This window comes from Microlunatus panaciterrae, from assembly GCF_016907535.1.
Lineage (GTDB): Bacteria > Actinomycetota > Actinomycetes > Propionibacteriales > Propionibacteriaceae > Microlunatus > Microlunatus panaciterrae.
Genome location: NZ_JAFBCF010000001.1, coordinates 2,176,057 through 2,198,578, shown reverse-complemented (window position 1 = coordinate 2,198,578; position 22,522 = coordinate 2,176,057). Strand labels below are relative to the sequence as shown.

22 protein-coding genes and 1 riboswitch are annotated in these 22,522 nt (G+C 68.9%); of the genes, 9 read left to right on the top strand and 13 right to left on the bottom strand.

Features of this window, described 5'->3' with window-relative positions:
- Window positions 1-26 precede the first annotated feature (26 nt).
- Window positions 27-1,037 carry an adenosine deaminase gene (locus JOE57_RS09920; protein WP_204917576.1) on the top strand — a complete coding sequence of 337 codons (1,011 nt, stop codon included), beginning with the start codon at window positions 27-29 and terminating at the stop codon, window positions 1,035-1,037.
- Here JOE57_RS09920 and mptB read toward each other — a convergent pair.
- Window positions 1,022-2,638 (bottom strand): polyprenol phosphomannose-dependent alpha 1,6 mannosyltransferase MptB, encoded by a 1,617-nt coding sequence (gene mptB, locus JOE57_RS09915; RefSeq protein WP_204917574.1) that lies wholly within the window; start codon window positions 2,636-2,638, stop codon window positions 1,022-1,024. The genes JOE57_RS09920 and mptB overlap by 16 nt on opposite strands.
- Window positions 2,635-3,426 carry a glycosyltransferase gene (locus JOE57_RS09910; RefSeq protein WP_204917572.1) on the bottom strand — a complete coding sequence of 264 codons (792 nt, stop codon included), beginning with the start codon at window positions 3,424-3,426 and terminating at the stop codon, window positions 2,635-2,637. The genes mptB and JOE57_RS09910 overlap by 4 nt, the downstream gene beginning before the upstream one ends.
- 83 nt (window positions 3,427-3,509) lie before the next feature.
- Here JOE57_RS09910 and JOE57_RS09905 point away from each other — a divergent pair, with 83 nt between their 5' ends.
- A complete protein-coding gene (locus JOE57_RS09905) occupies window positions 3,510-4,730 on the top strand; it encodes an arginine deiminase (protein WP_204917571.1) in 1,221 nt (406 codons plus the stop codon).
- 74 nt (window positions 4,731-4,804) lie between these two features.
- Here JOE57_RS09905 and JOE57_RS09900 read toward each other — a convergent pair whose 3' ends face one another.
- The 5 genes from JOE57_RS09900 to aat form a co-directional block, all read right to left on the bottom strand.
- Window positions 4,805-5,608: a glycerophosphodiester phosphodiesterase family protein gene (locus JOE57_RS09900; protein ID WP_204917569.1), complete on the bottom strand. Its 804-nt coding sequence runs from the start codon at window positions 5,606-5,608 to the stop codon at window positions 4,805-4,807.
- A gap of 30 nt (window positions 5,609-5,638) precedes the next feature.
- A complete protein-coding gene (locus JOE57_RS09895) occupies window positions 5,639-6,982 on the bottom strand; it encodes a purine-cytosine permease family protein (protein ID WP_204917567.1) in 1,344 nt (447 codons plus the stop codon).
- Window positions 6,973-7,094: riboswitch (TPP riboswitch) on the bottom strand. (Overlaps the previous gene by 10 nt.)
- Before the next feature lie 212 nt (window positions 7,095-7,306).
- Window positions 7,307-7,621: a rhodanese-like domain-containing protein gene (locus tag JOE57_RS09890; protein ID WP_204917565.1), complete on the bottom strand. Its 315-nt coding sequence runs from the start codon at window positions 7,619-7,621 to the stop codon at window positions 7,307-7,309.
- A 40-nt stretch (window positions 7,622-7,661) separates the two neighbouring features.
- Complete coding sequence (locus JOE57_RS09885) at window positions 7,662-8,525, bottom strand: Fpg/Nei family DNA glycosylase (RefSeq protein ID WP_204917563.1); 864 nt, start codon at window positions 8,523-8,525, stop codon at window positions 7,662-7,664.
- Between the two features lie 48 nt (window positions 8,526-8,573).
- The gene (gene aat / locus JOE57_RS09880) at window positions 8,574-9,260 is read right to left on the bottom strand and encodes a leucyl/phenylalanyl-tRNA--protein transferase (RefSeq protein ID WP_204917561.1); all 687 of its coding nucleotides are present in this window, start codon (window positions 9,258-9,260) and stop codon (window positions 8,574-8,576) included.
- Window positions 9,261-9,417: 157 nt separating this feature from the next.
- On the opposite strand from aat, the gene JOE57_RS09875 reads away from it, so the two are divergent.
- Window positions 9,418-10,116: a hypothetical protein gene (locus JOE57_RS09875; RefSeq protein WP_420827671.1), complete on the top strand. Its 699-nt coding sequence runs from the start codon at window positions 9,418-9,420 to the stop codon at window positions 10,114-10,116.
- A gap of 195 nt (window positions 10,117-10,311) precedes the next feature.
- Window positions 10,312-11,187 carry an iron uptake transporter permease EfeU gene (gene efeU, locus JOE57_RS09870; protein ID WP_204917559.1) on the top strand — a complete coding sequence of 292 codons (876 nt, stop codon included), beginning with the start codon at window positions 10,312-10,314 and terminating at the stop codon, window positions 11,185-11,187.
- Window positions 11,188-11,289: 102 nt separating this feature from the next.
- Here the strand turns inward: efeU and JOE57_RS09865 are convergent, their stop codons facing one another.
- On the bottom strand, window positions 11,290-12,075 hold the full coding sequence (locus tag JOE57_RS09865) for an SGNH/GDSL hydrolase family protein (RefSeq protein WP_338041246.1): 786 nt from the start codon (window positions 12,073-12,075) through the stop codon (window positions 11,290-11,292).
- Window positions 12,076-12,237: 162 nt separating this feature from the next.
- Here JOE57_RS09865 and JOE57_RS09860 point away from each other — a divergent pair, with 162 nt between their 5' ends.
- The 4 genes from JOE57_RS09860 (at window position 12,238) to JOE57_RS09845 (ending at window position 15,836) form a co-directional block, all read left to right on the top strand.
- Entirely contained in the window at window positions 12,238-13,446 is a 1,209-nt protein-coding gene (locus tag JOE57_RS09860) for a hypothetical protein (protein WP_204917555.1), read from the top strand.
- A 90-nt stretch (window positions 13,447-13,536) separates the two neighbouring features.
- A complete protein-coding gene (gene tenA / locus JOE57_RS09855) occupies window positions 13,537-14,208 on the top strand; it encodes a thiaminase II (protein ID WP_204917553.1) in 672 nt (223 codons plus the stop codon).
- Window positions 14,208-15,563 (top strand): aminoglycoside phosphotransferase family protein, encoded by a 1,356-nt coding sequence (locus JOE57_RS09850; protein ID WP_204917552.1) that lies wholly within the window; start codon window positions 14,208-14,210, stop codon window positions 15,561-15,563. Before tenA ends, JOE57_RS09850 begins: the two co-directional genes overlap by 1 nt.
- A 63-nt stretch (window positions 15,564-15,626) precedes the next feature.
- A complete protein-coding gene (locus JOE57_RS09845) occupies window positions 15,627-15,836 on the top strand; it encodes a hypothetical protein (RefSeq protein WP_204917550.1) in 210 nt (69 codons plus the stop codon).
- A gap of 22 nt (window positions 15,837-15,858) precedes the next feature.
- On the opposite strand, the gene JOE57_RS09840 is transcribed toward JOE57_RS09845, so the two are convergent.
- The 5 genes from JOE57_RS09840 to treS form a co-directional block, all read right to left on the bottom strand.
- Entirely contained in the window at window positions 15,859-16,638 is a 780-nt protein-coding gene (locus JOE57_RS09840) for an anti-sigma factor (RefSeq protein ID WP_204917548.1), read from the bottom strand.
- Window positions 16,635-17,258 (bottom strand): ECF RNA polymerase sigma factor SigK, encoded by a 624-nt coding sequence (gene sigK / locus JOE57_RS09835; protein ID WP_204917547.1) that lies wholly within the window; start codon window positions 17,256-17,258, stop codon window positions 16,635-16,637. The genes JOE57_RS09840 and sigK overlap by 4 nt, the downstream gene beginning before the upstream one ends.
- 37 nt (window positions 17,259-17,295) lie before the next feature.
- Window positions 17,296-18,033, bottom strand: a complete 738-nt coding sequence (locus JOE57_RS09830) for a class F sortase (protein WP_204917545.1) — start codon at window positions 18,031-18,033, stop codon at window positions 17,296-17,298.
- A 28-nt stretch (window positions 18,034-18,061) separates the two neighbouring features.
- Window positions 18,062-18,859 carry a superoxide dismutase family protein gene (locus JOE57_RS09825; protein WP_204917543.1) on the bottom strand — a complete coding sequence of 266 codons (798 nt, stop codon included), beginning with the start codon at window positions 18,857-18,859 and terminating at the stop codon, window positions 18,062-18,064.
- Window positions 18,860-19,697: 838 nt separating this feature from the next.
- The gene (gene treS / locus JOE57_RS09820; protein ID WP_204917542.1) at window positions 19,698-21,941 is read right to left on the bottom strand and encodes a maltose alpha-D-glucosyltransferase; all 2,244 of its coding nucleotides are present in this window, start codon (window positions 21,939-21,941) and stop codon (window positions 19,698-19,700) included.
- Window positions 21,942-22,089: 148 nt separating this feature from the next.
- On the opposite strand from treS, the gene JOE57_RS09815 reads away from it, so the two are divergent.
- Entirely contained in the window at window positions 22,090-22,488 is a 399-nt protein-coding gene (locus JOE57_RS09815) for a hypothetical protein (RefSeq protein WP_204917540.1), read from the top strand.
- Window positions 22,489-22,522 lie beyond the last annotated feature (34 nt).

The following is a 22,522-nucleotide window of genomic DNA, read 5'->3' as shown; positions in this document are numbered from 1 at the left end:
ACCGCGGGTGCAGCACACTGGTGGACATGGCTGTCTCCGCTGACTTCATCGCCGGCCTGCCCAAGGCCGAGCTGCATGTCCACCACGTCGGGTCGGCGTCGCCGAAGATCGTCTCCGCGCTGGCTGCGCGGCATCCAGGCACGGTGCCGAGCGACCCGGCGGAGCTGAACGACTACTTCACGTTCACCGACTTCGCCCACTTCGTGACCGTCTATCTGTCCGTGGTGGACCTGGTCAAGAACGATGAGGACGTACGACTGCTCACCTACGAGGTCGCCACCGAGATGGCTGCGCAGAACATCCGCTACGCCGAGCTCACCGTGACGCCGTACACGTCGGTGGTGCGCGGGATCGCCCCGGAGGCCTTCATGGAGGCCATCGAGGACGCCCGGGTCGCTGCCGAACGCGACCACGGCATCCAGCTGCGGTGGATCTTCGACATCCCCGGCGAGCTCGGACTCGAAGGCGCCGCGGGCACGGCCACCCTCGCGCTCGACCATGGCCCCTCGGCGCTGGTCGGTTTCGGCCTCGGTGGGCCCGAGATCGGGGTGCCCCGCCCGCAGTTCAAACCCTACTTCGACCAGGCCCGGGCCGCGGGTCTGCACAGTGTCCCGCACGCCGGCGAGACCACCGGACCGCAGACGATCTGGGACGCCCTCCGAGAGCTCGGCGCCGAGCGGATCGGGCACGGCACCTCCGCCACGCAGGACCCTGAGCTGCTCCGCTACCTTGCCGAGCACCAGATCCCGCTCGAGGTGTGCCCCACCTCCAACATCGCCACCGGGGCCGTGACGGCGCTGGAACTGCACCCGCTCAGGGACATGGTCGACGCCGGCGTCCTGGTCACCCTGAACAGTGACGACCCGCCGATGTTCGCCACCCACCTGAACGCCGAGTACCAGATCGCCGCCCGGCTGCTCGATCTCGACGAGGCCGGAGTCGTCGCGTTGGCGCAGCAGGCCGTCCGGTCATCGTTCCTGGACGAGACCGGCAAGCAGCGGCTGCTGGCCGAGATGGACGACTACGCCGCCGGCTGACCGGACTCTCGGCGGTCGGTCGGGGCCGCGACCGACCGGCGGCGTGGCCGCCTGAACAGCTCGTCCCGGTCGGGGTGGCGCCACCACAGCACGATGGCGAGCAGCACCCCCATCTGGATGATCGGCGAGATGGTGTCGCGCATCCGCGTCGCAGTGACGTCGAGGGCGGCACCGACCTCGATGGCTCGTCCCGGGACGTACGCCAGCGACAGCGGGGCGATCCGCAGCAGCATGATCCGGTCCAGCTTGGTCGCAGCCAGCACGGCCATCGGGACCCAGGCGATCAGGTCATACCAGGACAACGTGTACATCGAGGTGACCAGCCACGCCACCGACAGCACCAGAGCGGTCCGCAGCGCCACCGTCAACGGGTCGAGGCGGGGGTCCTGGTCGGCGGCCAGGCCGGGCGCGGCCTGCCAGGGCAGCGTCTTGGACAGCATCCAGGCGATCACGAACAACCCGGCGTAGGCCAGCACGCCGACCACGATCTTGGCGACCACCGGGGTGAAGAAGAGGTCGAGGAACCGGTAAACCGGGTTGGCCCAGGAGCCGACCGAGACGTAGCTGCCGTTGCGCAGCACCTGGAAGAACGCCTTCGGCGCCCAGAAGAGGTAGGCGAGCGCCATCGGCAGCGCGGTGCCGAGGCAGAGCAGGAGGGCCTTCTTCGGCTCACGGCGATACGCCCACAACATTGCCAGCCCCCAGAGCCCGATGCTCAGCTTGGCGCAGCCGGCCAGTCCGATGCCGACCCCTGCCAGCAGCGGATGCCGCCTCATCATCATCATCCCGAAGACCGCGAACATCACTGAGAGGGCCTCGTTGTGGGCACCGGCCACCACCGCCCAGATCAGCACCGGGTTGGCGATGCTCAGCAGGGCCGCCCGGGCCTGCCGCTGCGGGTCGTCCGCGGCCATCCAGACGACCCCGGCACACATGATGATGAACGGCAGCACCGCAAACAGCTGAAGCCAGAAGACGATGTCGTGCATGTTCTCGCCGCCGAGGAAGTTGGCCAGCCATTGGGTCCAGGAGGTGATCGGGCCGTAGACGCTGGGGGTGTCCTGCCAGGGCCGTTCGGTCCAGCGCAGGACCGGGTCGAACTGGCCGCGGAACACCTCGGCGGGCGTGATCTCGTACGGGTCGCGGCCGATCGACTGCAGGCGCCCGTACGCGGCGTACATCAACACGTCGGCGGAGGTGAGCGGTGGCACCGCGATCGTCGCCAGGCTCAGCCCGGTGCCCAGGCCGAACAGTCGTTTCCAGCTCGGCAGCCAGCCGTCGGCGAGGGCCCGCAGGCCGACCCACAGGCCGAGGGCGCCGACGATGATCGCCACCCAGATCAGTCCGGAGACCAGCCACTCGTTGGGTTCGACCACGCCGGCCGGCAGATACCACGGTGGCAGCAGGTTATCCCGGGGTCCGAGCGTGAGTGTCACCGCTGACGGTCCCAGCACCCCGGCGAAGACGGTCAGCACGGTGGCTCCGACGATGCCACCGAGCGCCACCCGGTGGTCGCGACTCCAGGTGGTCGGCCGGTAGCGGTCAGCTGTGGGCGTCTGGGTGGGCACCGCAGCACCGGCCGTTCGTCTGGTGTCGGTCATCGTTTGAGCCGCTTGAGCAACCCGGGCACGCCGCCGGAGTCCTTCAGCTCCTTCAGGCTTGCCTGCACCAGACCGCGAGCCGTCAGCGCCCGGGTCACGTCGCGGAGCTGCTTGGCCCGGTGGAACTGGCTCGCCAGGTCGCTGCCCGTCGCGCGGTGGTAGAGGTCCACCTCGATCTCCTTCACCCGAAGGCCGGCCCGGACGATGTCGATCGTCATGCCGACCTCGACCCCGAACCCGGAGGCCAGCGGGCTGGCCAGCTCGAAGGCGCGGCGGGTGAGGCAGCGCTGGCCTGACAGCGGGGCTCGTGGGCTGAAGCCGCAGAGCTCCTCGATGCCGCGGGTCGCGGTCGTCATCACCAGCCCCAGCCCGCCCGGCTCCTCGCCACTGGCGGTCCGCTGCGCCGGCAGCACGGCCACCGTCAGGTCAGCCTCGCCGGTGACGACGGGTTCGATCAGTGGTGCGCAGGCGGCGGCGCTCTCCTCCAGGTCGGCGTCCAGCAGCAGCAGCGCCCTGGCCTCTGGCAGCTTGTCCCGCTGCTCGAGGATGCCGAGCGCGTTGACGGCAGAGTCGATGGCGGCCGCCTTGCCACGGTTTCGGGTGTGGGACACCACCACCGCCCCGGCCGCAGCGGCGTACTGGGCGGTGGCATCACTGCTGCCGTCGTCGCAGACGATCACCACATCCACGTACTTCAGCGAACTGGCCGCCTTGACCGTTGCCGCGATCCGCTGCTCCTCGTCCTTGGCAGGGATGATGCAGGCGACACGGGTCAGGGGTTGATTCACACGGCCAAGGCTATCGGTTAGCCGCCCGGACGGCTCTGCCTCTGCTGACGGCAGCCGCGACCGGGCAGCGATAGTGTCACAGCATGTCGGAGACCCCTGTCGGTGACCCTGTCACCGGCGCCCAGGTCGGAGTGCGGTCGGAGGTCGGGCGGCTCCGCACGGTGATGCTGCACCGGCCGGGCAACGAGCTGCGGCGGCTGACCCCCCGCAACAACGACGCCCTGCTGTTCGACGGCATCCCGTGGGTGGACCGGGCGCAGGCGGAGCATGACGCCTTCGCCGACGTGCTGCACAGTCGCGACGTCGAGGTGCTGTATCTGAGCGAGCTGCTGACCGAGACGCTCACCGACGAGGGCGCCCGGGCCCAGGCGATCGACTTGACCCTGACCGATCTGCGGCTGGGCGACCGGCTGCGGCGATACCTGCGCAGCGCCCTGGCCGGTCTGGACGAGACCGCCCTGGCCGCTGTGCTGATGTCCGGGCTGCGCAACGACGAGGTGCGCGGTGGCCAGGGTCTGGTGACCACCCTGATGGCCGAGGACGACTTCATCATCGACCCGCTGCCGAACCTGCTGTTCACCCGCGACTCCAGCGTCTGGATCGCTGATCGGGTCACCATCACCTCGCTGGCCATGCCGGCCCGGACGCGCGAGACGCAGCTCACCGAGCTGATCTACAGCTTCCACCCTCGCTTCGCCGGGGTGGAGCACCTGCACGGCTGGGAGGCCGAGCACCTCGAAGGCGGTGATGTTCTGGCGCTGGCCGACGGCGTGCTCGCAGTCGGCGTCGGCGAGCGGACCACCGCCGCCGGGGCGGAGCGGCTGTCGCGTACGGTGCTCGAGCTCGGTCTGGCGCACACCATCCTCGCGGTACCGATCGACCAGGATCGGGCCACCATGCACCTGGACACCATCTGCACCATGGTGGACACCGACGCACTGGTGATGTATCCCAATGTCGCGCACCGGCTGACCGCCTTCCCGGTGACGCTCGGTGATGATCACGAGCTGCGGGTCGGCGCCCCGAAGCATTTCCTGGAGGCGGCTGCCGAGGCGATGGGCATCGAACGGCTGCGCCTGATCGATACCGGGCTGGACCCGGTCACCGCCGAACGCGAGCAGTGGGACGACGGCAACAACACCCTCGCGCTGGCGCCCAAGGTCGCAGTCGCCTACGAGCGGAACGTCGAGACCAATGAGCAGCTGGAGGCGGCCGGCATCGAGGTGATCGCGATCGCCGGTGCCGAACTCGGCTCCGGCCGTGGTGGCCCTCGCTGCATGTCCTGTCCGATCGCCCGCGACTGACGCACCCCCACACGCGCCCTGAGCCTGTCGAAGGGCACTCTTCGACAGGCTCAGAGCGCGTCAGCCGGGAGGGGCTAGTGGAGGGAGTGGCCGAGCACCTGCAGCACGCGATCCGGGTAGTCGGTGGTGAAGCCATCGACGCCGAGCTCGAGGCAGAACTCGATGTCGGCGAGCTCGTTGGTGGTCCAGACGTGGATCTCGTTGCCGTGATCATGGATCCGCTTGACCAGGTCGGGATCCTCCTTGACCAGATCAAGCCCGGGTCCGAGCACGGTGACGCCGTCGGGCAGCTCGCCGCTCACCCACTCTGTGTTGCCGTACTCGATCAGGAAGGTGCGCTCCAGCTCGGGCAGCAGTTCGCCGGCCCGTCGGATCGCCGGCTCGGAGAAGCTGATCACGCGTACCGGTGAGCCGGCGGTGTCCCAGCCGCACTCCGCCAGGATCTTGGCGAGCCGGTCCTCAATCTCCAGACCGCGCGGGTTGGGGTGTTTGGTCTCCACCGCCAGGGTCACCGGAGCGCCCTCGATGCGCGCCTGCTGGACCAGGTCGAAGAGCTCGGTCAGTGTCATGATCGTCCGCTGGTCCGGTCGGGGATCGGGGATCCGCCAGGACCCGAAGTCGACCTGGCGCAGGTCGGCCAGCGTTCGCTCGAACACCTGCCCGCTCGCGTTCGAGGTGCGATCGATGGTCGCGTCGTGCAGCAGGATCAGCGAGTCGTCGGCGCAGAACTGGGTGTCGCACTCCAGCCCCAGCTCGACCCCCTCGGTTCTGGCCCACTCGATGGCCTCCCGATAGGCCGCTGGGGTCATCTCGGGATGCCGGCCGGAGAATCCGCGGTGAGCGTAGATCTTGTGCTTCAGTCTGGTCGCCGACGTCACCGGACCAGTGTCACACGCTCGACGCGATGATCAACTTCGGGTACGCACCGCACGGCCGGCGTAGCCCAAGATCAACATCGCCAGGCCGCCGACACCGATCGCCGCCACCGACGAACCCAGCCAGGTCGGTGCGCTGAAGCCGATCATCTTCGCCAGGCCGGCCCAGAAGTCTGCCCAGCCCGGCACGTCACCGGGGTACACCAGCTGGTAGGCGACGAAGCCGCAGGCCCAGGCGATCACCGGCGTGGCGCGCAGCCGCGACCTTGCGGAGACGTCCCAGCGCTGCCGGCTGACCAGGTAGAAGTCGACGGTCGCCACCGCGAACAGCGGTACGAAGACCGATCCGATCAGGAACAGGAAGGACTGGTAGCGGCTGAAGTCGAGCAGGCCTGCGAGCAGGGTGGCGATGATGCCGACAGCGACCGCGACGTAGCGGCGGTCGAGCCGTGGCAACAGGTTCTGCACCGACATGGTGGTGGAGTAGACGTTGGCGAACGCCTCGTCGACCTCGTCCACCAGCAGGATGCCGAGAGCGACGGCTCCGGCCGGCAGCGCCACCAGCGCGCCGATCACATCGCTGGCTCCCAGGTTGGCGACGGCGAACACGCCGAGCGTGTAGTAGGCGACGGCCGCCAGACCGTAGCCCAGAGACGAGCCCCAGAAGGCCGCCGATGAGGTCCGGGAGTGCCGGCTGTAGTCAGCCGCCAACGGGGCGAAGGAGACGACACCGGCGACCGCGAGGTCAACGGCGGGCCAGAAGCCGAGCACACCGTCCTGCGGGATCGCCTGCCTGGGCCGCAGCAGCACCTCGACGAAGAGGAACACCGAGGCGGCCAGCACCAACCACACCATCACCTTGCGGAGGAGCCGCACGCTGCCGAGTGGGCGGACCGCCATCACCGTTGCTGCCGCCCCGGCCAGCAGCACGAATGGCCAGCGCCACGCCTGGCCGATCACGGCCACCGCGGCAGTGGAGATGACGATGATCTCCATGGTCGCCCAACCGATGTTCTGACCGATGTTGAGAATGGTCGGCACGATCGATCCGCGGCGGCCGAACAGCCCGCGCAGGGCCACCATTGCCGGAGCCCCGGTGACGGTCCCGAAGACGGCCGAGGCGCCGAGCAGGACGGCCCCCAGTACACAGCCGACCACGATGGCGCCGATGCCTTCAGCCACCGACCCGGTGGTGGTGGCCACCAGCGCCCCGGTGAGCGGACCGAAGAGGCTGATCCCGAAGTTGCCCCAGGTCGCCAGTTGGTCGAGGAAACCCAGCGGCCGCGGCGGCTCGGTGGTGAGGACCAGCGGGGCCTCGACCGGACCAGTGTGTGGTGCGTCGTCGGTGGTGAGCGGCGACTTGGACGAAACGGACATCTGACACTCCCTACGCCGGCATTACCCGGTCAGGTTCGGTCGGTCGGCGGACCCGCGTAGGCACTCCGCCCTCTCAGCCCACCATGTGGTGTGAGCTCCCGAAGGTTGACCAGCACAGCGTAGCCCCTACGTGGGTGACAGGGGCTCCGAGCATGCCCGATGGACGCGCTCTGAGGCTGTCGAAGAGCCACAGCGGCACCCGATGTACGCGCTCTGAGCCTGTCGAAGAGCCTCAGGGAAATGCCCTTCGACAAGCTCAGGGCACGGAAGCGAACTCAGGGCACGAAAAGGAAGGCTCAGGGCGCGGAAGGGGCGCGGAGGGGCTCAGCTGGAGAGCGGGAGGCCCTCGGCGGCCCAGGCCTGGACACCACCGTCGAGGTTGACCGCCTCCTTGCCCTGGGCCAGCAGGAAAGCGGTCGCGCGCGCCGACCGCCCACCGACGGCACAGATGCAGACCACCTGGTCGTCGATCTCGCCGAGCCGCGCCACCAGCTGGTCGAGCGGGATATGGGTGGAACCTTCGATCCTGCCCTGGGCCCACTCGGCCTCGGTGCGAACGTCCAGCAGCATCCAGCCGCCAGCCTTCTTTGCTGCCAGGTCGTGCGCCGTGACGCGGGGAACCGCCGTGTTGCCAAACATGCGCCCATCCTCGCCCAGCCCACAGACGGCCGGTGCGCGGCTATTTCAGCAGGCGAGACAGCCGCCGGTCGGCCAGCTTCTTGCCGCCGGTCTGACAGGTGGGGCAGTACTGCAGGGCCGAGTCGGCGAACGAGACCTCGGCGATCGTGTCACCGCAGACGTCACACTTCTCGCCCTTGCGCCCGTGCACTCGCAGCCCCGACTTCTTCTCCCCCTTCAGGTCGGCCGCGGCCAGTCCCTTCGCGCGCTCGATGGCCCCGGCCAGCTCCTCCTTGATGGCGGCGAACAGGGTGGCCCGCTCCTGCTCGGTGAGACCGTTGGACGGCTTGAACGGGGACAGCTTGGCGACGTGCAGAATCTCGTCGGAGTAGGCGTTGCCGATCCCGGCGATGACCCGCTGGTCCTTCAATACCCCCTTGATCTGGGCGCGGCCCGCCCTGGCCAGCAGTTGATCCAGCGTGTCAGCGGTGAAGTCGTCCGCCAACGGGTCCGGCCCCAGCGTCGCGATGTGCGGAACATCCTGCGGATCGTGCGCGACATGGATGGCCAGCTTTCGCTGGGTCCCGGCCTCGGTCAGGTCGAAGCCGGACGAGTCCTCCAGCACCAGCCGGAAGGCCAGCGGACCCTTGCCGGGTCGGGCCGGCGTGTCCGGGATGTTCTCCCGCCAGCGCAACCACCCGGCTCGTGCCAGGTGGAAGATCAGATGGAGACCCTGGGCGTTGATGTCGATGAACTTCCCGTGCCGCGTCACCGACTCGATCTCAATCCCGGCCAGCGCCGACAGCGGCGGGTCGTAGGTCTTCAGCGCGCTGAAGGCGGTCAACTCCGCTCGGGCGATCGCCTTGCCGACGCAGTGGTCGGTCAGGAAGCGGGCCAGCGACTCCACCTCGGGCATCTCGGGCATGTGCACCATTGTGCCCGCTGACGCTGACAGCCAGAAGAGGCGCGAACTTCAGCTCTGTTCGCTCGGGTGCCAGTCGGGCGGCGGCAGTTGCAGGGCCCGATGGAGCCGCTGCAGGTACTCCTCTCGATCCATCTCCACCACCCCCAGCGACTCCAGATGGGGGGTCTGCCACTGCACATCGAGCAGCCGGCCGGCCGGGCCCGCCCCGCGCAGCAGATCCACCAGTCCGACCAGCGCCACTTTGGAGGCGTCCCGCCCGATCTCCGGGTCGTGAAACATGGACTCACCCGCGAACAGCCCACCCAGGCTCACGCCGTACAGACCGCCGGCCAGCCGACCGTCCATGGTCCAGCTTTCCACCGAGTGCACGACGCCGGCCCGGTGCAGCTCGCCGTAGACCCGCTTGATGTCCTGGTTGATCCAGCCACCGTCCCGCCGCGGGTTCGCGCAGCGCCGCAGCACCTCGTCGAAGGCGGTGTCCACCCGGACCTGGTACCGGGCCGTCATCTTCCGCAGCGAGCGCGTCACCCGAAGCCCGTCGAGCGGCAACACCCCTCGACGCAGCGGCGAATACCACCCCATCAGGCCGCGGTGGGCCGGCATCGGAAATACGCCGGAGCGGTAGGCGGCCAGCACCATCGCCCGGTCGAATTCGGTGGACACGGCGATCAGGTCGTCCCGCCGCCAGTGGGCCGGCGGACCGAACGGTGAGCTCACCTCGGACGGCTCCTCCATAGCGCGATTGTGCCGGTCGGCGGATCGGCAGCGCATCTCAGGGGCAGGCTCGGGGAACCACCAGGGTCGCCGCCGCTGCGGCGGCGGCGTACCGGCACGTACGCTGGAGAACAGCGCCTGCCCCGGACCGGCGCACTGGCTGTACCTGGGAGGATCGATGGCGTCGGCTCGAATGGTCGGAAAGGTGATCGCGCGAGGGCTGGGTCCGGTGGCGGCAGCGATGGCTCCGCAGGCTGCTGGTGGCGCACTGCGGCGGGTGCTCGAGGTCGCGATCGACGGTGTCGGCCGACTGCCCAGCGCCAAGCAGGTGGCGGCGCGTCAGCTGGAGCGGCATGAGGGCTCGGTGGAGTCGGCCATCGAAGCGGTCATCGACGCGCACATCCGGCTCGGCTCGGCCCAGGGTTTCATCACCAACCTCGGCGGCCTGGCGACCCTGGCAGTGACGATGCCGGCCAATGTCGCCGGCGTTGCGGTGGTCCAGGTGCGGATGGTGGCCGCCATCGCCCACCTCCGGGGCTATGACATCAACGACGACCGGGTCCGGACCGCGCTGGTGATGTGTCTGCTGGGCGGCGAGCAGATCGCCAAGGGCATCTCGAACGGGGCCCTGCCCACCTCACCGATGGCGGTGGCCACCGCCCCCGTGTTCGACCCGGGACTGGACCGCCGGGTCGCCGAGGCAGTCGTGTCGGGCTTGATGTCCCGTGTCGGTGGCAAGAACATCGCCCTGGTCATCACCCGGCGGGTGCCCATCCTGGGTGGCGGAATCGGGGCCGCGATGGACGGGATCGCCACCTACCAGATCGGCAAGTACGCCAAGAGCGAGCTGGCGAGACGGCGTGCCCTGCAGCCGTAGCACCCGCGCTATCGAGTCCGAGTGTGAGTTGCGCCACGATCCGGTGATAGTTGCGGTCATTTCCGGTTGAACGCCTTGCACCCCAGGAAAGGGCGGGCTAACTTAGGAGAGCCTCACCTTTCCGGTCCTTCGACAGGCTCAGGGCGCTGAACAGGCGGGGACGCAACGAGAAGGTCCCCGACAAGAAGGTGCATCGTGCTCGCCAACTATCTGATCGGCCTGCGAGAGGGTTTGGAAGCCGCTCTCGTCGTCAGCATCCTCGTTGCCTATCTGGTGAAATCAAACCGCAGGCACCTGCTGCCGAGGATCTGGGCCGGGGTGGGCATCGCGATCGGGATCTCCCTCGCCTTCGGCGCGGCACTGACGTTCGGTCCCCAGGGGCTCTCGTTCACGGCACAGGAGCTGATCGGCGGCCTCTTGTCCATCGTCGCGGTCGGTTTCGTCACCTGGATGATCTTCTGGATGGCGCGCGCCGCTCGGACGATCTCCGGTGAACTGCGCAGCCGCCTCGACAAGGCGGCCGACGCGGGACGCTGGTCGCTGGTGCTGGTCGCTCTGTTCGCGGTCGGCCGCGAAGGGCTGGAGACCGCCCTGTTCCTGTGGGCTGCCACCATGGCGACCGCCCGCGAGACCGGCGCCACCCTCACCCCGCTGATCGGCGCGCTCGCCGGGCTGTTGACGGCGACAGTGCTGGGCTACCTGATCTACCGCGGTGCACTGAAGATCAACCTGAGCCGGTTCTTCACCTGGACCGGAGCCTTCCTCATCGTCGTCGCGGCGGGGGTGCTCGCCTACGGCGTGCATGACCTGCAGGAGGCCCGGTTCCTGCCCGGGCTGAACACCGTCGCCTTCGACGTCTCCCGCTACGTCCCGCCCACCTCCTGGTATGGCACGTTGCTGAAGGGGGTCTTCAACTTCTCGCCCGTCACCACCACGCTCGAGCTCATCGCCTGGTGGGCCTACTTCCTGCCGGTCATGGGGCTGTTCCTGTTCAAGATGCATGGCCGCTCCCAGCCCCCCAAGCCGACCCCGGCTCCGGCGGTACCGGCCAGCACGGGTGGCCGCCGGTAGCCCGTCACCACCTCCTCCCGGACGGGGCTGGTCGCCCTGCTGCAGGCCTGGACCCAGGCAGCCGTCCGGCCAGGGCTCTTCGCGTAGCCGAATTGAGCCCAGTCAGCTGTCTGGTCGCGACACGATGGTGGGCACCGGCCGCTTGGCCACCACCCCGGCGCTGTGCGGGATGCCCCGGATGCTCCGACCCAGCCAGGGCGCCAGATAGGAGACGACCCAGGCGATGTCGCTGGCGGCTCGACGGACCGCCAACCCGAGGCCGGTCTGGGCCGGCAGTGGTTCGGCCCACGACTCGTCCGTCCCGTCCAGGCCGAGCCGCCAGGCGAGGGCGGCGCCGATCCGCTCGTGCCCCAGCGAGTTGACGTGCAGCCGATCGTCGAACCAGAGCCGGCGATCCTGCCCAATGGCATAGCGGTCGAAGTCCATCACCAGCACCCCATGACGCTCCGCCTCGGCGCGGATGACCGTGTTCAACCGGAACATGCGCTGCCGCAGATGCCGCCCGAGGGGGTTGACGCTCGAAGGGTCGGGCATCGTGAAGGTCAGCACCGTCACGTCGCGAGCCCGCGCTGCACCGAACATCGACGTCAGCTCGGCCCGAACCCGCTCGAAGTCCGGCCGGGGCCCGATCACATCGTTGACCCCGCCGACGATGGTCATCAGATCCGGATCGAGCGACAGGGCCTGGTCGAGCTGGGTGGCACGGATCGCCCCCACCCGCAAGCCCCTCACCGCCAGGTTGGCGTACTCCACCGGCTCGTCCTGGGCGCGGGCGACGTGTTCGGCCAGCCGGTCCGCCCACCCCCGATAGCCCCCGGCGCCGTCCGGATCCTCCATGCCCTCGGTGGTGGAGTCGCCGATCGCCACATACCGCCGAAATCTCCTCACCCGACGATTGTCCATCCCCACGACAAGAAGTACAGCCAGCACCATCTGCCAGGGGCACCACGGACGACCGGCTACGGGCGACCGGGCGATACACGGGGGTGTGGCCGGGCCGCGGCGGGTGCCAGACTGGTGCTGACCACCGGTGATGGGAGGTGGTGAGGGATGGCACCAGTGGCGGCCGAGGTCAGCGCGTTCTCCGACTTCGTCCGCGGCCGCCGCCAGGAGCTCTTCGGCTGTGCCGTGCTCGTCTTCGGCGACGCGCTCGTGGCCGAGCAGGTCGTCCAGGCCAGCCTCGCTCGGGCCTTTCTCCGTCGCCGCCAGACCGAGAGCGGCTGGCACGCGCTGCTGGGTGACCTGCTGCGGCAGGATCCCGCCCGGATCGAGTGCCCCTGGGTGCGCCGGCCCAGGTTCGAGCTGGTCGACGGCCCCGGTACCGGGCCGGCACTGGCCGCGCCCATCCTGGCTGACCTGGCCCGGCTTGAACCGCTCCCCCGGCAGGCGCTCGTCCTCGACCGGTACCTTCGGCTGCGTCACGACGAGATCTCGGCGATCCTGGACGCCGATCCGGACCGGGTGCGAGGCTGGGTCGCACAGGCGCGCTGGACACTGACCCTGCTCGATCACCGCTGGGCAGATGAAGACCGGCTGACCGACGCGCTGACCTCGGCAGTGCCGGCGCCACCCGACTCAGAGGTGGCCGACGACGTGGCGCACGGTCGGCTGCTGCGTCGGCGGCGGTCTGAGCGACGGGCGCTGGGCCTGCTGGCGGTGGTGATCCTGTTCGTTCTGGTCGCGGTGCAGCTCGGCCGGCTCGGCACCGACGTGAGCCATGAATCGACGACTTCGACCACGACCCGGTCGTCCTCGGCGCTGCCCTGCGAGCCGTCGCAGGCACGGTGTCAGATCGAGCTGACCGAGCGGTGGCGAGGCCGGACCATGGCGATCGTGCGGTCCTACCTGGATCCGGACGGCGCGTACTTCACGGGGTTCAGCTATCGGCCGCAGGTCCCGTACTCCGCGCCCGGTCTGTGGAACGGCCGGGGCGGCGCACTCGGGCTGGACGTGATCAGGATGGAAGGCGGCGCGACCAGCGTGCTGGTGCAGATCGCCACCGACGAGCGGCACGCCTGGCTGTGCGGGCAGCGCACCAGGCAGACCTGTGTCAGCACCCGGGCGATGAGCGGAGACCTCTACAGCGTGACACCGTCGGTCGGTCCCGGCAGCGGGGTGGAGGTGCAGTACTCACCGGATGGACGCCAGGTGATCACGGTGATCGCCGTCGACGCCCCGCAGGGCAGGCGGCTGCCGATCGACCGCAGCCGACTGATCGACCTGGTGCAGGACAGTCGGCTCCGCCTTCCGCTCACCTAGTCCTCCGCCCATCCGGAACGCGCCGTCGGCTGCCATCTCCCGGATCGGGAACCGCCGCGGACCGCACAGCGACCCTGATAGACAGGTGACATGTCGTCCAGCAGCTTCTCGGCCGAACTGTGGCAGTCCGGCGCACCGGTGTATGTGCAGATCCTGCGGCATCCGTTCCTGGCCGGGCTGGCCGACGGGACGCTCAGCCGGGCGGCCTTCAGCTACTTCCTCATCCAGGACAGCCACTACCTGCGGGCGTACTCGCGGGCGCTCGCCCTGGTCGCGGCCCGGTCGCCGGCCGAGGACACCGTCCGGATGTTCGCCCAGCACGCCTCGGAGGCCATCGAGGTCGAGCGCGAACTGCACGGCGGGCTGCTCGCCCAGCTCGGGCTAGGTGCCGACGCCGTCGACGACGCGGGACCTGGCCCGACGACGACGGCCTACATGTCCTACCTGACCGCCGTCTGCGCCACCGGGTCGTACGCCGAGGCGGTCGCCACGGTGCTGCCGTGCTACTGGATCTATCGCGATGTCGGTCGGGAGCTGCTCCGCCGCTCCTCCCCCGACCCGCTCTACCGGACCTGGATCGAGACGTACGGGTCGGCCGAGTTCGACGCCGTCGTCGAGGCCGTCCTCACCGTCACCGACGCCCTCGGGGACCAGGTCGGCCCAGCCGAGCGGCAACGCTGCCACCAGCACTTCGCCGCCACCACCCGCTACGAGTGGATGTTCTGGGACGCCGCCCATCGACAGCTGTCCTGGCCGGTCTGATGAGCAGCGCGACCGTCCCCCAGCGGGAGTTCGTCGTCGCCCTGACTCGGGCCGGACGGGTGCTGACCGCGATCGACGGTGACCGCCACCTGTTGCCGCGCCTCGGCGGCTCTGAGCGCTGGCCCGGAGTGGCCGCACTGCAGCGCTGCTGCGGCGATCCGGCTGCGGTGGTGATCTCGCCGGTCCATCAGATCCCGACCGAACCGATGAGGTCGCTGTACGTCCTGGCCGGCGGCAGAGACGACCCTGGCACCGGTGCGGCCTGGCTCCGTCCCGATGACCCCTCGCTGGCCGAGCCGGCGGAGCTGCTCGAGACCCTGCGTCAGACGATGGCCGAGTCCAGCGGCTCGATCGACCCTCCGCCTGACCGACCGGACTGGTTCCGGCACGACTGGCTGAACGAGGCGGACTGCTGGATCGACCTGCAACTCCAGCGGCTCGGCCGGCGGCGTAGCGGCCCCAGCCAGGTGATCAAGATCTGGAGCCTGTCGGCTGTGATCCGGACGCCGACCGAAGGCGGAGCGGAGGGCATCGAGGCAGCGGTGTACTTCAAGGCCACCTGCGACTGGTTCCGGGCAGAGCCGAGAATCACCGGCGCGCTCGCCAGGTTCGCCGCCGAACACCTGCCGCCGGTGTTGGAGGTCCACCCGGATCGGCCCTGGATGCTGATGGACCCGCTGCCCGGGGTGGACACGGTGAACGCGCTCGGGGGCGCCGAGCCTGCCGTCGAGGCGTTGGCCCAGCTCCAGCTGGCTTCGCTTGACCACCGGGCCGAGCTGGAGGCAGCCGGGTGTCCCGACCGGTCACGGCTGCCCACGATCGAGGGTCTGCACCGGATCGTCCACCACAGCATCGAGGCCGACCAGCTGACACCGGAGGAGCTGGCGGCGGCCGCGGCCGCCGAACCGTGGTTGGCCGGTCAGGTGTCGGAGCTGTACGACTGCGGCCTGCCGACCACCATCGCCCACGGCGACCTGCACCTGGGCAATGTCGCCTTCGACAACGGCAAGGTGGTGCTCTACGACTGGACCGACGCCTGCTTCAGCCATCCGTTCCTCGATGCCGCGCACCTGGTTCGCGATCTGGACCCGGTGCTGACCGAGGCCGTCCTGGCCAGGTTCGCCGCGATCTGGCGGCGGGCCCGCCCAGCGGCCGACATCGACCGTGCCCTGGAGCTCGCCCCGCTGGTCAACCGGGTGTTCCAGGCCATCTCGTACGAGGGCATCTACCGGGCTCAGGAGGAGGCGGCGCGGTGGGAGCTGGGCGGGATCGTGGCCAGCAGCCTGCGTCAGTTCGGCGCCCTGTATGACCGGCTCGGAGGGTCCGCCTCCTCCGCCAGCCCGCCGCGATCCTGAGATGATGCGCAGAATGCCCAGGATCGTTAGGCTTTTCGCCGCCGGCGAGACATGATCGAGTGGATGCCGAAGAGAGGTGAGGACGTGGGCAGACCCTTCTGTTTCGCCGTCCTCGGTCTCGTCCTCGGCGCCGGAATCGGCATCGTCATCTTCGCCCTGACCGCTCAGGTGTGGTGGTTCGGCCTCTTCATGCTGGGCCTGGTGGTCGGTGCTCTGATCGACCAGAACCGCGGCATCGGCCACCATCGCCGGGTCGGCGAGCGGCGGGGGTAGATTGGATCCGTCGGCTGAGCGGTCAGAGCTTCGCTGCGGCGAGGATCTCGCTGGTGGGCTGGGACGACCCCTTCTCCGGTTCCACCGTGATCGCCACGGCCTCGGCGTCGCGTACATGATCGAGCCACGCCCGCACTCCTCGCCCGCCACTGAACAGACCGCTGCCGACCGGCTTGCCGTCGTGGATGGTCCACAGTTGATAAGTCTTGCCGGCCCCCGCCGTGGGCACGGCGGCGGCCGTGAACAGGCCACGACCCTGCTGCTGCGACACCACGTACGAGCCGCGTGACCCATCGGGCATGGTGACCGCGTAGACCTTCAGATCCGGTGCCGACATCAGTTCCGACTCGGCGACGACCTGGGCCTGCTGCTGTTGGTGCTGCTGGTTCAACGCGTACACCCAGCCACCCAACGCGACGACCATGACCATGGCCGCCGCCACAACCATCCGCAGCAGCCGGTTTGAGCGGCGTTGGCGGGCCGCGGCCAGCTCGTCCACCGGCGGCGGAGCCGGCTGGACGACGGTGGTCGCCTCGTGCGGGGCGGGGAGGTCGGGCCGCGCCACCGGCTCTTCCGGAGGCAGCGGACGGACCTGCGCGATGGCCCCAAGGACGGAGGCTCTCAGCTCAGGGGGTGGCGCCTTCCTGGTCAGGTTGGTCAGCTCAGCCAGAGTCTCGGTGAACTCCGACACCTCCCGTGTGCAGGTCTCGCAGACAGCCAGGTGCTGCTCGAACTCGGTCCGTTCCTCGTCGTCCAGGGCGTGGGCAACGTAGGAGCCGACAGCGCTGTGAATGTCGCTCATGCCTCCACCCCCAATGCATCTCGTAATCCGATGAGTCCGTCTCTGATTCTAGTTTTCACTGTGCCCAGTGGCAGATCGAGCAGCCGGGCCACCTGGCTCTGGGTATAGCCACCGAAGTAGGCCAGGGTCAGCGCCTCACGTTGGATGGCCGTCAGCGAGGACATGCCCCGTCGAACCCGCTCCACGTCGAGATTCTGCTCCACGCCGTCCCAGACCTGGTCGACCTCCGGATCCACCGAACGTCGGCCATACCGGTCGTCGCGGGCCGTCTCGCTGGTGACGGCACGTACCCGGTCGACGGCCCGACGATGGGCCATGGTGGTCATCCAGGCGAGCACGCTGCCCTTCTCCGGGCTGTAGCGGGCTGACTGCCGCCAGACCTCGACATACACCTCCTGGGTCACCTCGGCCGCATGGTCGGGTGATCGCAGGACCCGCAGGATGACCCCGTACACCCGGTCGCTGGTCAGGTCGTAGAGCTCGGCGAACGCCGCTTCCTGACCACGGGCGGCTCGACCGATCAGGTCGGCCAACTTCGCGGCCTCGGCATTGCGATGGATGGGCTCTGCCTCCGACGAGGAGGACTGCTCCTCTCCTGTCGGCACTGCTCGGAGGTTCATGGTGCTGACCTTCTCACAAATCTCATCGGCCCCAGTCTCATCGGGTCACTCCGACCAGGCTGGCCCAGACGATCACGTTCGCCTCGTAGCGGTGCTGCCGCGTGTCGTAGCGACCACCACAGGTGATCAGCACCAACTCCGGCTTGGCGGAGGGTCGGTAGACCTCTCTGGTCGGGAACACGTCCTTGCCGAACGTCGACCGTCGTTGGACGGCGAACGTCACCCTGCTGCCATCGGCCCGATCCACGCTGATCCGGTCGCCTCGCTGCAGCTCGCCGAGTCGGAAGAAGACCGTCGGCTCGCGGTTCCAGGTCACGTGGCCCGCCAGCACCGCCACCCCAGGCGCACCTGGGGTGTGGGCCCCGGTGAACCAGCCCACCTGGTCGGGGTTCTTGGGCGTCTCCATCTCACCTGCGGCTGTCAGGCCCAGGTCGACGATCGAGCTGTCGACTCTCGCCGCCGGGATGGAGATCCGTCGGGGCACCGACTCCGGCAGCACCACCGTCGACTCCTGCCGTCGGCTGCTCGGAGTCGGTGTCGCTGTCGCTGTCGCCGGAAGGGTTGTGGACTCCGCCGACCCCGTCGATCCGTGCCCCGACGCTGTCCTGAGCCTGTCGAAGGTGCCTGTCGAAGGGCTGGTGGACGCGATGTCCGGGGCCGCCGGTGGCGCTGACCGCTGGTCGGCCAGGGCGACCCCGACAAGGGTCACCCCGACCAGACCGAGCAGCCCTCCGGCGACGCCCGTCCCGAGCCTCACAAGTCGCCGGGAGATCATCTCAACGCACTCCTTTGCCTGACCGACGTCAGTCGGCTTGAGGTGCAAGTCGTCGACGCATCAGCAGGGCCGCACCGGCCCCGAGCAGCGCCACCGAGCCGAGGGCGATCAGGCCGCCGTCCTCCACGCCTGAGGTGGACTCGCCGCCGGTCTCGACGCCACCGGCGGGCATCACCATGCCGCAGGTCGAGCCGTCCGTGGCCTCAGCCGGGATGCCCTTCACGCCCAGGGACTTGGCGAAGGTCGACTCACCCGACCCGTCCAGGTCGTACTTGTCATTGCCGTTGGCGTCCACACCGTGCTGGACGATGTGCAGGTTGTGCAGCCCGTCGAGCGTGCCCGCGGGCAGCTGGTCGGCGCTGATGGTGCGGGTGTAGTCCAGCACACCGTTCTTGTCGGCCACCGGGAACCGGTCGACCGCGAGGCCGCTGTCCGGCGAGGTGTCGCCCTTCGTCGTCAGCGAGATGTGGATGTTGCCGTACATCTTCAGGCCCTCCTCCACGCTGATGAAGCCGCTGCCGTCCTTGTCCGCCGAGTCGTTCGGGCAGAAGAAGTGGGTGCCCGAGGTGTCGCCATGGATGTGCTGGGCGTGCGGCATCCCCGGCGTCATGCCCGTGGTGTGGATGTGCACCTTCAGGCCGCCGCTCGAGGTCGGCGTCAGCGTCGCCGTACCGTGCGCGTCACTGCCCTTGAGCGGGTCGAGCCGGATCTTGACTGGATGAGGACCGTCGTGCGCCGATGCGGGTGCTGTCGCGCCGATGAAGGTCAGCGGCAGCGCCAGCAGGGCGCCGGCGGCGACTCGCCGCCGAAGTGATGAACCAGACATGTGTACCCCTCCTTGGGTGTGTTCCTGCCAGGTATTCGGCGCCCACCCATCCCCGGATTGGTCGGCATCGGCCCTTCGCGAGGCGCAGGACAGCGTCAGGGCGCGGATGGCCGCCGCCTGCTGAACAGGGCAACACACGAATCAGCGCGTCATCGCTGAGCGACGGTGTCACCTGAGCGTGGAACTCCGCCGGGTCCATCCCCGACGTGCCGATTCGTGTGTTCAGCCCGCGCCCCGAGTGCTGGTCCGTCGAAAACTCGGCAGAACGCGAGTTCTGAGTGACCGCAGCGGATCCCGAGCAAGAACTCAACAGAACGCGCCTTCTGTAGCCCAAAAGCGCCCAATCCCGGCCCAAATGTCGACAGAACGCGAGTTCCAGCAGACGTCCTCGGCGGAGTGCTCCCACCCTCCAACGCCTCACCCACTCCACCGCCAGTGACGCCAAGGGAAGCATCACGCTCAGAGCCCGGAGCGAGCTCTGAGCGGCTGGCCCTCCCACAGGCTCAGGCAGCGCCAGGGCACGGTCAGCGCGAGACAGCCCTTCGACAGCCTCAGGGCAGGGTCGGGGCGGGAGATAGCCCTTCGACAGCCTCAGGGCGCGGTCAGCGCGAGAAAGCGGGGGTCGAGGGCCACGTCAGGGTGTGGTCGGGCGTTCCGAGTGAGCGGAGCGCTAGCGGAGCGAGCGAGGTGGGCGGGACGTGGCCCTCGACCCCCGCGGCGGCGCAACTCAACCCCTCGACCCCCGCGGCGCAGCCCCAGCCTCGACCCAGGCAGACGCAACAGACCCCGACCCAAGGCGGGCGCGGGTCCGGCCCGGGACCCGCGTGCAAGCAAACAGCTACCTGCGTACGGCTTGCGGCTCCTCCTCCGGCGGCGGCACGACCAGCAGCGACAATCCCTCGTGCGCCTCGAGCGAGACCGCGAAGCTGTGCAGGTTGTCGATCTCGGCGATCGGGTCGTCGGTGAACATGTCGATCACCACACCGCCGGGCTCCAGGTATTCGGAGATGACACTGCCCGAGATCGCCTCGGCGGAGAAGTTGAGCACGGTGACCTGGATCTGGTGGAAACCCTCCCGGCCTGGCTGCTCGGCCAGCTCGTGCACCATCACCAGCATGCCGGGATGGGAGACCTGGGGCACGTCCACCTGGTTGCTGGTGGCGATCCCGTAGCGCTTGCGGACCTCCAGGATGTCGCGCAGCCGGCAGGCGAAGGAGTTCTCGTCCTCGAGCTGGCTCGGCAGCGAACCGTACAGGCTCACCCCGCGCGGCATCTTGGACAGTGACTCGTGCGCGTCGGGTCGGTAGTCCAGCAGGTCGTAGGCGGCTCGGTGGATCCAGCGGGTGTCTCCGGTCGACAGCAGCCACGACACCTGCTTGCGCTCGAGTGTCAGCATCCCGCACAGGTCCCAGCCGGACAGCGCGAAGACCCCGGGCTGGAGGGCGTTGAACATCGCCAGCAGCAGGTGGGCCCGCTTCACCTTCTCGATCTGCTCCGTGTCCAACTCGGACACGTCGTCGTAGCCGAGAGAGGCGGTGATGATGCTGGCGGTGGTCGAGGCGATGCCGTTGGTGGTGAAGGTCGCGTTGTACGGCGCCGCCGGCCCGGTCAGCCTGTCGATCAGATCCGACCGGACGGTGGTCGCCAGTCGGTCACCGGTGAACTCCTCGCCCCGGAAGGAGAAGCTCTCGTCCTTGTGCAGAGTGGCGAAGTGCACCAGCTCGTAGGTCATCTCGTCGTGGTTCTGCAGGGCGTGCACCAGCGAGACCGGCGGCACCCCGAGCTGCAGCGACGCGTTCAGCGTCAGCCGTAGGAACTCGGTGTCGCCGGTCGCCATCGCGTGGTGGTAGGCGGGGCGGTTGACGAAGTCGTACGACAGGTCCGCGCCGCGCTCGGAGGTCGCCTTGATGTCGTCAATGGTCAGGTTGAGCTCCTGAAAGGTGAACCCACCGACCTTGCGAACCATGCTCGCGATCAGCTGGTTGGCGGCCTCGGACAGTGGGTGGCCCTCCGACCAGGCCGGCGCACCCTCCGAGGTCTTCTCCACGCCGAGGAAGCCATTCGCGTCCAGCCGCAGCGCCCCGGTACCGAGGTCGCCCAGCGAATGCAGGGCGTCGCCGATGACCAGCCGCATGCCGGCGAACGTCGGATCGAGCCAGTTGATGGAGGGCTGGCCCTCCTTGAAGTAGTGCAGATAGACCCAGCGCCGCTCGACGCCGTCGGGGCCGACCACCGCATGGGTGGCGCTCCAGTTGGTGTCCTTGATCCCGGGGTCGTGGAAGATCACACGCTGCAGCTGGCCGATGATGTAGCCGGCCTTCTCCAGCTGATCCTCTGCCTCCGCATCCAGGTTGGCCGAGTCCCGCCCCCGCGGAACCTTCGGCAGCAGGTGCCAGTCCTCCGGCAGGATCTCGACCATGTGGTAGATGCCCGGGTAGTCGTCGACCTTCATCTCGGCGAGCCGGAAGTCGGCTCCCTTCCCGGTGTGGCCGGGGACGATGTCGTCGATCACCGTGCCCCCGTGCGCACCAGCCACCTCGCACAACGTCCGGAACTCGTCCTCGGTGCCGAACGCGTCGTCGATCTGCGTACTGATCCGGTCGAAGTGCCCGTCAACGCTCGGGGTGGCGTCCCAGCCGCTGAGGCCGCCGGCCCGCTTGACGGGCCCGGTGTGCAGGGCGTCGATGCCGATGGCCTCGAACGCTTGCCACAGTTCCTCATCGCCCAGGGTGCCGAGGAACGACTTGCCTGGCTTGGTGATCAGCGAGATCGGGTACGCGGTGAACCAGACGGACGCCTTGTCGATCGCGGCGCGTGGGTCCGGGTTGGCGAACGGGTTCTGCCACATGCTGCCGACGCCGGAGAACTGCGCGGAGATCACCCGTGCGTCGGCCAGCATCGACTCCTCCGTCAGCCAGTCGACGTAGGCAGGGTTGCTGCCGACCGGCTTGCCGGATCGGGCCACCTTGGGCCGGAGCGGGAACAGACCCCGGAGCCGTGCCCGAGGCCGCAGCCTCGACGGTCGCGCGGGATAGAACTGCTCGTCGTAGTTGATCTCCGTCAACTCGTCGGGCGTCGCCATCCCTGCATCCTGGTCAGCAGCTCTGTCGTTCACCGAATCTCCTCGTCCGACTCGCAGTTTCGTCCTCCGGTGAGGCTATCGCCGCACCCGACTGCGACGATAGCGGCCGGGGGGCCTGGCCAACGGCAGGCGGGCCATACTGAGGACCATGGTGGTGAACCGAACCGTCGCCCGTCGCCCTCCCCTGCTGGTGCTGGTCCAGACCGAGGCGACGGTGCTGATGTCGCTGGCGATCGGCCAGGCCGGCCTGGCGTCGGGTTTTCTGACGGGCCACAAGTCACTCAAGGGGATCCACGAGGTCAACGCCTACCTGATCGCCGCACTGACCGTTGTCACCCTCGTCTCGGTCGTGCTCTACCGGCGGACAGGTGGCCCGCGGTGGCCTGTCACCGTCGCCGGCCTGCTGATGGCGGTGGAACTGGCGCAGATCGGCCTCGGCCAGCTCGACGTCGCCGGCCCGCACATCTTCCTCGGGATCCTGTTCGTCGTCGCCGCCACCTTGTTCACCTCGTACCTCTTCCGGCCCGGCTTCCAAGCCGCGCCCTGACCCAGGTCGAAGGGCTGCTCTCGCGCGTACGGCA